Below are 12,336 nucleotides of genomic sequence, written 5' to 3'. Positions count from 1 at the left end.
CCGGGACGCTCAGGCGCCGGCCTTGGCCTTCACGGCTCGAAGACGCTCGTCGCGAGGAGCTACAGGACCGGAATCGAGAGCTTCGTCGATCCCCAGCTCCTTCAGGGCCCGGTCCGTGAACATCGGAACGACTCCGCCCATCGACGCGAGCCGGAGATCGTCGCTCGCGCCACTGTCCACGAGCATCGAGCCCAGAAACAGGATCACGGTCATCTTGAAGCCCTGAAACGCTCGGTACCACTCGCGGTGCCGAACCATGGTTCCGGTCAACTCTTCGTAGAGCGTGACGAGCTCGTCGCCCGAGAGCGCGCCGGGAAGCGCGGTGAAACCCGCGAGCGGCCAGGTCACCTCTGCCCAACCAATGTCGGCGAGCGGGTCGCCCACGTCGGTCATCTCCCAGTCGAACACAGCGCTCACGTCGTCGCCAACGAAGGCGAAGTTGCCGGGCTTGGTGTCCCCGTGGACGAGCGCGACCCGCGGGCAGGGCTCGGGCTGGCTCTCGAGAAGCTCCGCGTGAAGTCTCTCGAGCCCCGGCACCGGACCGCGCTTCACCCGGTGAATCTCGCTCGCCCAGTGCTTCAGCTGGCGATCGAGGTACTCCGTGCCGTCGCCGAGGTCGGCGAGCCCGGTCGCGGCCAGATCGACCTGGTGGATCCGTGCGATCTCGCGTACCAGATTCTCCGACATCCGCCGGACGCGCTGGGGTGCGGCGCGAATCTCGTCGGGAACCTCGCGCTCGTACACCTCCCCGTCGAGACGCTGCATCACGTAGAAGGGCCGACCCAGAACGTCGCCCGTCGGCTCTAACCAGAGCGCACCTGGCGAACGCACGTCCGTCTCCCCGAGCGCTCGCAGAACCTGGAACTGCCGTTCCATGTCGTACGGCTCGAGCAGCCCAGGCGGCGGTGGCCGAAGGCGGACCACCACATCCTGCCGGCGCTCGACACCGTCGGCTCGCCAAGCGAGCGTGAGCGCCAACATCTCAGCCGAGTGCCCGAACTCGACTCGGTCAAGGCCCGCGATACGGAGGTCGTCTACGCCCGGCTGCTGCGCCGCCAACCATTCCGTGAGCTGGTCGTGCACTTCATTGCTCGTCATGACGTTGCGGCCGCCTGATCAGCTCTCTTCGAGACCGAGAGCGTTGCACCACAGGCGCGTCAGCTGATCGACGGCCTCGTCGAACTGGTATTCTGCCGACCCCTGCACGAGCCAGAGTTCCGCGAAGCGCGCGACCATTGCTCCGAGTGCCATCGCGGCGATCGGCGGTGAGATGGCCGCGTCGACCCGACCGTCGTCCTGCAGCTGACGGATGTTGCGCTCGGCCCGGTCGGCAAAGTGCTTATGGGTCTCCGCGCGCACCGCGCGGACGTGCTCGTCGTATCGGGAGACCTCCTCGACGACACCCATGATTCGAGCCTCATCGCGGTACTGCTCGAGGTAGCGTCGGTTCGCCCGGCGAATGCGCTCGATCGGAGAGCTAGGCGGAGGCGCGGTCTGCTCGGGCGGCGACGTCAGGACGCTCTCCGCTGCCTCCGCCACCTCGCGGAAGATCTCCTCCTTCGAGTCGAAGTAATGGTAGAACGACCCGTGCGAGACGCCGGCCTGGCTCGCTATGTCCGAAATTCGAGCGTTCAGGAATCCGTCGCGCTCGAAGACCGTCTTGGCCGCCTTGACCAGCCGCGCCCGGGTCTTCGCCCCCTTCGGCGAGCGGGGCACGTTTCCTTCCGTCGAAACGGCGGGCTCCGACATTCTCACACCCTCCACCTTCTGCATATTCGGCTCGCGGCACCCGGAACGGCGCTCAGCGAGTTCGCGCCGTGTCGCGCTTCGCTCACCTCCGCGCCGCCTTGCTCTTCGCCGCCTGCTCCGCGCGTACCCGCAGAAACGCCAGGCACGTCGAGTCCTCGGGGATCTCGTCGAGAGGCGTCGCCACGAGATCGGGAGTGATGTTGGCCTCGTTGGCTTCCTGCCGCAAAGCGTCGAGGTCGAAGTTGTAAAGCTTGGCCGCATTCTCCCCGAGCATCATGCGGACCTCGTCCTCGGGAACTTGGGAGAAGGCGAGACGCATGTTCTCCCGCGAGTAAGGATAGCTTCCCTCGTGATGGGGATAGTCGTTGCCCCACAGGATCTTGTCCTTGCCCACGAAGTCTCGCCCCTCGACCTCCCGCGGCCCCGGAAAACTCGCCCCGTACCAACAGTTGCGCCGCGCATAGAAACTCGGAGGCTCCTTGAGCGCCGGGTCCTTCGCGACGTCGATCTCTCCAATCGCACCGGCCTTCCACGAGTAGTAGAGCTGATCCATCCGGCGGAGGAGCGCCGGCGCCCACGAGCATCCCGATTCCGTCAAGCAATACTTCAATCCGGGGAAGCGCTCGAACACGCCACCCATGATCAGGCTCGTGTAACCGCGCTGCACGTAGAACGGCATCTCCAACGCCCAGAGCACCTTCGACCCCTGCCCTTCGCAGTACGGCGGCGAGCCCTGCCCGGAGTGTTGGTTGATCGGCAGGTCACAGTCCTGGATGACCGCCCACAGCCGGTCGTAGTCCGGGTGGTTGAGAGGTTGGAGCCAGTGCTCACCGGGCGACGGAAGGGGCAAGAGGACTCCGCCCCGCAGCCCGTTCTCCGCGATCCACTTCACGTCTTCGATCGCGTCGTCGATGTCGTTCAAGTGGATCAGCCCGATCCCGGCACGACGTTGCGGCGCCTCTCGGCAAAAGTCCGCGAGCCAGCGGTTGTGTGCACGCGTACCCACGAGTGCATGCGGGTAGTGCGCGTGCGAGACGGGCGGCGCGATGTGGAACGCCGTCCGATAGAAGGGAGGAACCGTGTTCGGGAAGAGCACCTCCCCGACCACACCGTCGCCCTTCAGGTCTGAAAGGCGCTCGGCCGAGTCCCAGTTCTTCGTCTTCCTGCCGCCGTGCTTCTTCTTCGACGGGTTTCGGTAGCCGCCACGCCACTCGTCGAACTCGTCGCGATAGCGTGGCTCGAGGTAGCCGCGATACGTGTCGATCGACGCGCCTGCGTGCGTGTCGGCCGTGATGCAGATGTAGGGCGACGATTCGTTCGTGGCGTTCATGAGTTCTCTTCTCCCAATCGCGACGGGTCCCAGGCGCCGCCCGCTCAGACGGCCCCTCGGCTCTTGCTTTTGATATCGATGTCAATATAGGACCGATGATCGTTCCGGCAAGTCCGAAGACGCCCCGTCAGTAGAAAGGAATTCTCCGATGCGACACTCGGCCCTACCCTACGCGCCGCTGACCCTTGGTCTCGTGTTCGTCCTCGGCACGCCCTCCGCGGCGCAGCCGCCCGAAGCGCCTTCGAGCTACGCCGAATCGGTCGAAACGCAGGGGGCACGAGGTGGAGAGGAGGACGAAGTCGACGCGGCCGGCGCGCAGGCGGAACGCCTCGAGTCATCGGGCCACGTGCCCGGCATCTCGCGTCGTCAGGCGAAGGCGGTCGAGGAGATCGTCGTCCAGGCCCGAAAGAGGCAGGAGTTCCTCGAGGACACTCCGGTCTCCGTGACGGCCCTCTCCGAGAACGCCCTGCGCGAATCCGGCGTCGAGCGCCTCGACGACATCCAGACGCTCGTACCCAACCTGACCTTCCAGACGGACAACACCGGGGCGCAGAGCAACATCCGGATCCGCGGCGTCGGAACGTCGTCGACCGAGATCGCCTTCGACCCCGGCGTGGGCGTCTACGTCGATGGAGTCTTCCTCCCGCGCGCCCTCGGCACGCTCGTCAACATCGTGGACGTGCAACAGGTCGAGGTCCTACGCGGGCCGCAAGGAACGCTTTTCGGCAAGAACACGGTCGGCGGCGCAATCAACATCACGACGGTCAAGCCATCAAATGAGCTCGCGGGCTTCGCGATGGTCCGGCCAGGGAACTTCAACAGCATCGATACCCGGTTCACCCTGAACATCCCGATTCTCGACGACCTCCTCCTCATGCGAACCTCCTTCGCCTCGAGGAACACACCCGGCTACTCTTACAACTCGTTCCGGGACGAGTACCTGAACGGTCACAACTCCCTGGCGTTCCTGGGCGCCCTCCGGTTCCTGCCGCACGACGACGTCACGATCGATCTCACGGGAACCTGGAGCCGCGATCACAACAACGGCATCGCCCAACGGTGCGTGGTTGGGAACCCCGATTCGCCTCTCTCGTCGTTGCTACCCCCGGGGTCTCCCGAGGCGTGCAGCGAGACGACGCCGTTCGAGACGACCTCGAACCTGGCCGCCCTCACCGATCTCGAGAGCTACGGCGCCTGGATGGTCGCGGATTGGGACGTGGGCGAGGTGCCATTCATGGGCGACATCTCCGTGAAGTCGCTCACGTCGTGGCGCCAACAGAACCCTCGAACGCGCTTTGACGTCGACGGCACGGACTTCATCATCGTGCAACTCTCCAACGTCGGTGGCGGCGCGCCGCTCGACGGCACGCCCGGGTTCCAACGCCAGATCATGCAAGAGGGACAGTTGAACGGGTCGGCGCTCGACGATCGACTCAACTACGTCGCGGGCGCCTTCGGTTTCTGGGAGAAGGGAAACGGCGGTGACCGCGTCACGTACGTGCTGCCGCCCGGCCAGGGCAACCCCATCGCCCTCAACCAGCAGTCCCTCCAAACCGTAAGTATCGACAACTGGACGTGGGCGCTCTACGGCCAGGCCACGTACGACGTGCTCGACTGGCTGAGCCTCACCGGCGGCATCCGCTACACGCAAGACAAGAAGGGCCTCACGTTCGAGTCCTTCGACGTCCCGACCGGCAGTCAGACCGGCAACGAAGCAGGCGACAAGGTCTTCCAGGCATGGACGCCGATGGGCAGCATCGCCGCGACCCTTCCCGAGGACCTCATCTCCGACACGCCGCTCGACCACGTGATGGGCTACTTCACGTACTCGGAGGGGTTCAAGGGTGGTGGCTTCAACGGCGTCGCCACCGGCACCAGTTCCGGCTCCACCGTTGGGTCCGGAGTCGCCTTCGCCTACGGTCCTGAAACTCTCGACAACTTCGAGATCGGCCTAAAGCTGATCGGCTTCGACCAACGTGCAACCCTCAACACGTCGTTCTTCATCGGGAAATACGACGACATCCAGGTGACGCAGATCCGCGACACCGGGACTGGACCCGACGGCGCTCCGACCATCTCACGCATCACCGACAATGCGGCAACGGCCACGACCAAGGGCTTCGAGATCGAGCTGCTGACCACACCGACGGACGGCCTTCTCATCATGGGGAACGTCGGCTACACCGACGCGACCTACGACGACTTCTCCGAGGGCCTGAGCGACTACGACGGAAACCCGCTCGATCGCTCGGGCGATCGCTTCCTGTTCACGCCGCGACTGCAGACGTTCCTGGCCGCGCAGTACTCCTTCGCGATGCCCGGACTCGACGGAAGCCCGATGTCGGGTTGGTTCACGCCCCGCGTCGAGTGGGCCTACGTAAGCTCCGTCCAGTGGCTCGGCCCCGAGGTGCCGGAGGCAACGCAGTCGGGCTACAACCTGCTGAACGCACGCTTCTCCTACGATTTCATGGACGACCGCGCTCAGGTCGCGTTGTGGGCGAAGAACCTGCTCAACGTGGCCTACTTCACGAACGTGACGCCCACCGTGTCGACCGTCGGATTCCTCACCCGGGCGTACGCCGCTCCGCGCACGTACGGAGCCGAGCTGTCCTGGAGGTTCTAACCCCTGCGCAAGAACATCGGTTCCGGTCTCCTCCGCGCGCCCTGCATCAGCTGGACTTCGCCGGCTTCTGACGAAACGACGCCATGTCCATCTTCGGCCAGTTGGGGTACCGGGCGTAACCGTCGGCGCCGGACAGGATCTCGAAGATCCCGTGGCCAACCCTGCCGTCGAAGTCGAAGCGCATGAGCTGGTCGATCGCCATCGACTTCGTCTCCAACGCGACGAGTTCCTCGCGATCGGAGCTGTTCCACGGGAAGTAGAGGAAGTAGCCCCCGCCTTCGAGCCTCTGGGCCTTCATGTGGCCGAGTGGCATGCCGTAGTACGCATTCACGTGCTGGTGCGGCGAGTCCGCCGTGACCCGGTAGGTCTGGCCGTCTTCGTCGGTGAACACGAGAACCGCGCGCGCCGGCCGCTTCCGGTCGCTGTCGAATTCGACGTCGTGCTCGATCGCGACGAAACGCTTCGATAGCGTACCGTCGACGTGCGTGATGCCGCCGTCGACGTACTGCACGGTCCCGTCGCGGGACTCGATCACCCACGCCTCGATCGCGCAGTCCTCGAACCCCGCGTCGAGCCAAAGCCAGAAGTTGATCTCGTCGGCGACGCGGACGCCGAACGTGCGGTCTCGCCCGCCGTGGAAACCATCGACGGAGATCTTCTCCCCGTCAATCCGCACCCACCCCGTCCACTTTCCCGGCTCCTTCATGTGGTACATGTCGACGATCGGCTTCCCGTCGACGACGACGTTCATGGGCAGGAGATCCCACATGGGCGCGCGAGGCTCGTAGTGGAGCTCCCATTCGATGCCGGACTCGTTGGGCGCGAGATCGAGCTTCCAGTGCTTCAGGGGCTCGACGCACGTCCACCGCATCGGACCGGCGTACAGGTCGTCCCGATCGGCCGGTGTGATCGGCCGACCCGCCGTCAGGTCCCAGTGACGCCCGTCGGCGAGCGCAACCTTGCAGTAGCCGGTCGCCTGCCGCTGGTTCGGGTTGGTGCCGTAGCCGTTCGTCAGGAGCAGAGAGCCGTCGGGTGAGTGCGCGAAGAAGTAACAACGATCTGACCAGCTCCCGTCCGGATGGTGCATCTCGTCGAACGGGCGGGGCAGCTGGTGGGTAAAGCTCTCATCGGCGGCCGAGTACTTCATCGAGTCTCCTCACTTGCGACGCGTTCGATAGTCGCCGAAAACTTCGTCCCGCTCCTGCGCCGCCTGGGTGACACCCTTCTCCTGGAGTTTCGTGACGAAGCTGCGCGTCGTCTTCGAGTGGATGCCGAGAGCGCAGAGCTCCGAGCCGGCTCGAATGCCCGTGCGCAGCCCCATGATCTCCATCTGTCGGTGCACGACACGCTTGTTGAGCTGAACGAGATCCTGCGGCATGGCCGCGATGCGCTCCGCCTTCGCGAGCACCTTCGCCTCGAGCTCTTCTGCGGGAAACGCCTCATTCGCCCACCCGAGTCGCGCCGCCTCGATTCCGTTGATCGAGTCGCCGGTCAGCATCATGTCCATTGCCTTCCGCATCCCGACGAACCAAGGGTGGAAGTGGTTGTCGGGCACACCGAAGCGGACCGCGGGGTAGCCCATCTCCCCGTCCTCGGCCATGTAGACCAGGTCACAGCACGTGGCGAGCTCGCTTCCCCCAGCCAGGCAGTAGCCGTGCACCTGGGCGATCACCGGCTTCGCGAGATCCCAGATCGAGAACCAGCCCTGCGTCACGTGTCGCGGCCAATGCCCCTCCCCCTCCGCCGTGAACCACGGCTCCTCCTGTCCGGTGTTCCCACCACCGAGGTCGTACCCGGCGGAGAAGCTCGCGCCAGCGCCCCGCAGGATCGAGACGCGAACGTCCGGATCGCGGTCTGCTTCTTCGAGAGCGGTGATGATCTCGCCGCGCAACACGTGGTTGAGGGCGTTCCGCTTCTCGGGGCGGTTCAGCGTGACACGCCGCACACCCGGCGCAGGGTCATCGAGCAAAACAGCTGTCAGTGGCATGAGCTCCTCTTCACGAGTTCTGCATCGGGCCGCCGTTTCGCGGCGAGGGGATTGTTTTCGACACCGACGTCGATATAGGAACTTTTTAACAGCGGAGCAAGAAGGACGAACGACGCCCCGCGACCGGGCGGGCGAGCGATGGAAGAGGACCCCGTGCACGACGAGCCTGAGGACATTCCGATCTTGACGCCCGACGACGGCACGGGCTCGATGCGATCGGCCCAGGGCGACAACATGGAGCTCGGCGCATGACCGTAGGGCTGATCGGCGGCGTAGTCGCCGTGCTCGTCATCGGGCTCCTGATCCTCATCGTACTCATTTGCGAGGGAAGACGACGGCCCGAAGGACGTCCACAGTTCGTCGCGCTGGGAAGCTCGTTTGCCGCCGGGATCGGGCTCGGGCCCCGAGTGCCGCCGAAGTCGACATCAAGTCGGATCCCGCCAAGCCCTGCGTATTGATCCAGCGACGAGCGATTCGAACGCGGGTTCGCGAACAAGACCCGATTGGGTAGTCTCACCGAGATGAGCTCCGACAAGGCCGCGTCGGCCCTGCCCAGCCCGGCGTCCACCAGTGCACAGAGCCGGATCATCGGAGCCGCGCTCATATTGTTCGGCGAGCACGGGATCAGCGGGACCTCACTGCAGATGATCGCGGACGAGATCGGGGTTACGAAGGCCGCCGTCTACCACCAGTACAGCACCAAAGGCGAGATCGTCCTCGCCGTAGCTCAGGTCATCCTGTCGGCATTGGAGGGGGCCGTGACCGCAGCCGAGGCCGAGCGCTCGATGTCGCGAGGACGCGACGTGTTGATCACTGGCATGATCGACTTAGCCGTCGCGCGCCGCCGGATGGCAGGCATCCTCCAGCGCGACCCGGTGATGTTGCGTTTCCTGTCGGAGCACGAGCCCTTCCGGCGAGTGATGGAGCGCGTATACCGCATGCTGATGGGCGGTGGCTCCGGCGCGCGGGCCCAGGTACAGGTCGCCATGCTCACGACCGCCATCGGTGGCGCAGTCATCCACCCTCTCGTCGAGAAGCTCGCCGACAAGGAGCTACGTTCCCACATGCAGCAGCAGGCGCAGAGGCTCCTGCCCTGACCCAAGCTCGTTCTACTGGACCACCTCGAGAGTCGATCCCAGGATGATGAACATCTCGTCGTCGCTGGTCAGGCCGCCCGTGATCGGGCACGCGTCGCACATGCCGTCGCCCGCGCCGGGAGAGGTGTCGCATGCGGCGTCATCGTTCACGCCTTTGCAGGGCTCGCCGATCAGGCCTTCGGCGCACGCCACAGGCCGGCAGCTCGATCGTTCCGGCTTGCGTGAGAGACGCGTGACACCTCCGACGTCGGGCGAGCCGTCCGGCGCGACACCATTGTTGTAGACCGCGCAATAGATGATCGTTCGGTCGGCGGGATCTTCGGAATCGAACAGCCGCGCCGGCTCATAATAGATCCACAGCGGGTCATCCCAGAACGGGTTGTCGTACAGGAGCTCTCCGGTGCTCTTCAGGTTCATCGTGAACCGCTCGCCTCGCTTGTGTGTATGCGAAACGAGACTCAACAGCTCCGTGCCGCGCGGAAGCACATGCTCAGCGCAGTACTCTGCCTTCGTGAACGGTGGCGTGCCGGCGGCGATGCCGAGCTGCGACGTATTCTGGAAGCCGACGTCCTTAAAGCGCAGATCGTCGGTGAAGTAGACGTTGGTGTAGTTGTGATGCGTTAGGTCCTTCGGAGTCAGGTTGAAGGCATGAGAGTTCCAGTAGAAGATCCCGTGCGATGGGAACTCGGCGAAGAAGCCAGGGCGCCCATTCGCCGTCTGCACGCGGCTACCGGGGGTAATGCCACTCCCGCCGCCGCGCGGTCCGAAGCCTAGGCAGGCGACGCTGCTCTTGATCTCGGATCGACATTGCCCGCCGTCGCAGTGGTCGGGATCGAGGGGGTCACAAGCCTCCCCCTCGAGAGGGCCCGCGGCGCATTCCCAACGACCGAACTCCGGTGCGTCCACCATCTCGGCTCCGAAGCCCGAGTAGCTGATCGTCAGGTGATGAGTGTTGGGGTCCGCCAGGTTCGTCTCTCCGTTGGCATAGAAGCTATCGCCATCCGGCGTGAGGAACTCATCGGGGATCTGGTCGCGGAAATCGATGTACTCGGCGAAGCAGATCTCGAACTCACTCGCGGCGGGAATCTGGTGCGGCGGCATCGACATCTGGACGCCCATGCCGTCGGCCGGCGGCTCGAGCGGCTCGATCACCACTGGCTCCGGATCCGGCAGGCAGGCGTCGAGCAGGTCGGCGACGCGATTGCCGCCGAACTCGTCACCGATCGAACCTTCGCGCGGGCTCCCGCCCTCGATCCACAACCGGATCGCTTCGAGCTCCTGCCGCGACAGCGCTGCGCCCGACAGGGGCATCGCGCTTCCCGCGAGGTCGATCGTGACCAACGACGGGTCGGTCGCGGCGGCGAGCTTATGGAAGAGGTAGCTGTCCTTCACCTTCGTCGGCTCGACGCGGCGTAGAATGCTGCCGACCGAGTCGGCTCGAACGAGGTTGTCGAACGAAACGTCGGCACTCAGCACGAGGCCACCCGCGGCACTGCTGCCGTGACACGCGTCGGCGGTGCAGCCACGTCGTTCGAAGATGACGTTCTGGATCGCGTCGTACGCGCCGTCGAAGGACTCATCACAGTCGCCGGGGTTCGGTTCGGGGTCTGGTCCCGGCTCGGGCCCTGGCTCGGGCTCGGGCGGGATCTCCGCCGGCGGCGCGGACGTCGCCGTGCCGGACGTGGATTCCGAGCCGCAACCGGCCGCGAATCCAGCGACGAAGACAAAGAAAAGAAGGGCAAGACAATTGCGTTTCAGGACTTCGATCATGGCTTTCCCTCGAGTCGTTCGTTGGTTCAGGCCCTCGACCGTCATTCGCGGACCGTGTACGATCCGAGAAGGAAGAACATCTCGTTCTCCGTCGTGACGCCCGGCGTGATCGCGCAGGCATCGCACCAACCGTCTCCGGCCCCCGGTGACGAGTCGCATTCCTCGTCGTCTCCCTCGCCCGCACACGCCGACCCGATTCTTCCCTCGACACATGCGACCGGGGTGCATGTAGCGCGGTTGGGCATGGTGGAGAGTCGGGTCACGTAGCGCAGATCGGGCGCGCCGTCGTCGTCGACGCCATTGTTATAGTCCGCGCAGTAATGAATGGTGCGGTCCGCGGGATTCGGCGAGTCGAACCGGAGCGGCGGATCGAACTCCTGCTCCACCGGGTCTGAGTAGAAGGCACTCTCGTAGATCCGTGTTCCGTCTGGCAGGTCGGCTGTGAAGTTCCGGCCGCGCTTGTGCGTGTGCGAACTCAAGAACAGCAGCTCCGCACCCTCCGGCATGACGTGCTCCGTGCAATAGGTCTCGTACGTAAACGGAGGCTGTCCGGCGAAGTCGTTGCCACCGCGGACGATCCGGAGCTCCTCGAAGCGCAGATCATCCGTAAAAAAGAAGTTCTGCCACGCATGCATCTCGTGGTCTTTGGTGGTCAGGTTGAAGGCGTGCGCATTCCACAGAAGGATCCCACGAATCGGAAGGGCTTCGAACTGGCCGTCGCGCGGAGGATTGAACTGCTGGGCGGTCTGCGCCCCTCCAAAACCACCGCCGGCAGGATTGATCGCGGCATCAGGCGGCCCATATCCGATGCAGGCGAGCGAATCGCGTACTTCGCTGCCGCAGAGGCTCTCGCCACAGAACGCCGGGTCTAACGGATCGCACGTCTCCCCGTCGCGACTTCCGCCCCGACACGCCCAGGCACCGAACGCCTCGTGATCTACGAAGTCCGCACCCAACCCGGAATGGTGGAGGATGAGGTGGTGGCTGTGCGGATCCTGCCGGAGGCGGCTCCCGTTCACGTAGAAGACCCCGGCCTCGGGATCCTGGAAGGTCTCGGGAACGATCTCCGAGAAATCGAAGTACTGCGCGAAGCACACCTCGACCTCGGTTGCGGCCGGCAAGGTAAAGGTCGGCATCGCGAACTGAACACCGACCTCTGGGTCGGGCGCCGGCAGGGGCGCGATCTCGACCGGCGTTGCGGGCGGGAGGCAGACCTCTAGAAGTCCCTCGATGTAGTCGGATGAGCCGCGCACCGAATCGCCAGTCGAGCCAGTCTCAGGGGCACCGACCTCGATCCATAGTCGCAACGCTTCCAGCTGCCCTTCACTAATCGGGGGAAGCCCGCTCGGCATCGGCGCGCCTGCGATCTCGACGCGGCCAGGCTCGACCCCCGCTTGCAGCTTCCTGAAGAGGTAGCTCTGGGTGGGTTCGCCAGGTGTAAGTCGAGGAAGAGCGCTGCCCTGCGACGCCGCTTGGAATAGATTCTGGTAGGCCACGTCCGGGCGCAGATCGAGACCGCCCTGGGCGGAGCTACCGTGACAGACGGCCTCCGTGCAGCCGCGATCCTCGAAGATGACCTGTTGAATCGCGCCGAACGTGCTCTCGAACGCCTCGCCGCATCCCTCCTGCGGAGGCTCGTTGGGGTCGGACGGATCTGGTGCAGGCTCCGCTTCTGGCACGACCAGGGTGTTCGCGTGAGGGCCACTCGCACCCTCACCACATCCTGCGGCGACCAGCCAAGCCGCCGCAAGCGTAGCCACCATGGTCCAACCACGATATG

9 protein-coding genes are annotated in these 12,336 nt (G+C 64.9%); 2 read left to right on the top strand and 7 right to left on the bottom strand.

Features of this window, described 5'->3' with window-relative positions; genetic code table 11:
• Window positions 1-9 precede the first annotated feature (9 nt).
• From P8R42_19185 to P8R42_19175, 3 genes are all read right to left on the bottom strand, one after another.
• Window positions 10-1,098, bottom strand: coding sequence for a phosphotransferase family protein (locus tag P8R42_19185; protein ID MDG2306733.1), 1,089 nt, complete (start codon window positions 1,096-1,098; stop codon window positions 10-12).
• 18 nt (window positions 1,099-1,116) lie between these two features.
• Window positions 1,117-1,749 carry a TetR/AcrR family transcriptional regulator gene (locus tag P8R42_19180; GenBank protein ID MDG2306732.1) on the bottom strand — a complete coding sequence of 211 codons (633 nt, stop codon included), beginning with the start codon at window positions 1,747-1,749 and terminating at the stop codon, window positions 1,117-1,119.
• A gap of 82 nt (window positions 1,750-1,831) precedes the next feature.
• Window positions 1,832-3,079: an amidohydrolase family protein gene (locus tag P8R42_19175; protein MDG2306731.1), complete on the bottom strand. Its 1,248-nt coding sequence runs from the start codon at window positions 3,077-3,079 to the stop codon at window positions 1,832-1,834.
• A gap of 148 nt (window positions 3,080-3,227) precedes the next feature.
• On the opposite strand from P8R42_19175, the gene P8R42_19170 reads away from it, so the two are divergent.
• Window positions 3,228-5,702 (top strand): TonB-dependent receptor, encoded by a 2,475-nt coding sequence (locus tag P8R42_19170; protein ID MDG2306730.1) that lies wholly within the window; start codon window positions 3,228-3,230, stop codon window positions 5,700-5,702.
• Between the two features lie 46 nt (window positions 5,703-5,748).
• On the opposite strand, the gene P8R42_19165 is transcribed toward P8R42_19170, so the two are convergent.
• Together P8R42_19165 and P8R42_19160 are read right to left on the bottom strand one after the other, a co-directional pair.
• A complete protein-coding gene (locus P8R42_19165; protein ID MDG2306729.1) occupies window positions 5,749-6,849 on the bottom strand; it encodes a hypothetical protein in 1,101 nt (366 codons plus the stop codon).
• 9 nt (window positions 6,850-6,858) lie between these two features.
• The gene (locus tag P8R42_19160; GenBank protein ID MDG2306728.1) at window positions 6,859-7,689 is read right to left on the bottom strand and encodes an enoyl-CoA hydratase-related protein; all 831 of its coding nucleotides are present in this window, start codon (window positions 7,687-7,689) and stop codon (window positions 6,859-6,861) included.
• Between the two features lie 521 nt (window positions 7,690-8,210).
• Between P8R42_19160 and P8R42_19155 the strand changes: the two genes are divergently transcribed.
• Window positions 8,211-8,786: a helix-turn-helix domain containing protein gene (locus tag P8R42_19155; protein MDG2306727.1), complete on the top strand. Its 576-nt coding sequence runs from the start codon at window positions 8,211-8,213 to the stop codon at window positions 8,784-8,786.
• Between the two features lie 12 nt (window positions 8,787-8,798).
• Here the strand turns inward: P8R42_19155 and P8R42_19150 are convergent, their stop codons facing one another.
• Together P8R42_19150 and P8R42_19145 are read right to left on the bottom strand one after the other, a co-directional pair.
• A complete protein-coding gene (locus P8R42_19150) occupies window positions 8,799-10,556 on the bottom strand; it encodes a hypothetical protein (protein MDG2306726.1) in 1,758 nt (585 codons plus the stop codon).
• A gap of 41 nt (window positions 10,557-10,597) precedes the next feature.
• The coding region (locus P8R42_19145; GenBank protein ID MDG2306725.1) for a hypothetical protein at window positions 10,598-12,336 on the bottom strand (1,739 nt) is incomplete at its 5' end.

The organism is Candidatus Binatia bacterium (genome assembly GCA_029243485.1).
Taxonomy (GTDB): domain Bacteria; phylum Desulfobacterota; class Binatia; order UBA12015; family UBA12015; genus VGTG01.
Note: the sequence above shows the minus strand (reverse complement) of the source record. Positions and strands in the feature narration are given on the sequence as shown.

What these genes read in the sequence shown, in the direction of transcription:
- P8R42_19185 (MDG2306733.1), bottom strand. Translation starts at nt 1,098, where the DNA reads ATGACGAGCAATGAAGTGCACGACCAGCTCACGGAATGGTTGGCGGCG.
- P8R42_19180 (MDG2306732.1), bottom strand. Translation starts at nt 1,749, where the DNA reads ATGTCGGAGCCCGCCGTTTCGACGGAAGGAAACGTGCCCCGCTCGCCG.
- P8R42_19175 (MDG2306731.1), bottom strand. Translation starts at nt 3,079, where the DNA reads ATGAACGCCACGAACGAATCGTCGCCCTACATCTGCATCACGGCCGAC.
- P8R42_19170 (MDG2306730.1), top strand. Translation starts at nt 3,228, where the DNA reads ATGCGACACTCGGCCCTACCCTACGCGCCGCTGACCCTTGGTCTCGTG.
- P8R42_19165 (MDG2306729.1), bottom strand. Translation starts at nt 6,849, where the DNA reads ATGAAGTACTCGGCCGCCGATGAGAGCTTTACCCACCAGCTGCCCCGC.
- P8R42_19160 (MDG2306728.1), bottom strand. Translation starts at nt 7,689, where the DNA reads ATGCCACTGACAGCTGTTTTGCTCGATGACCCTGCGCCGGGTGTGCGG.
- P8R42_19155 (MDG2306727.1), top strand. Translation starts at nt 8,211, where the DNA reads ATGAGCTCCGACAAGGCCGCGTCGGCCCTGCCCAGCCCGGCGTCCACC.
- P8R42_19150 (MDG2306726.1), bottom strand. Translation starts at nt 10,556, where the DNA reads ATGATCGAAGTCCTGAAACGCAATTGTCTTGCCCTTCTTTTCTTTGTC.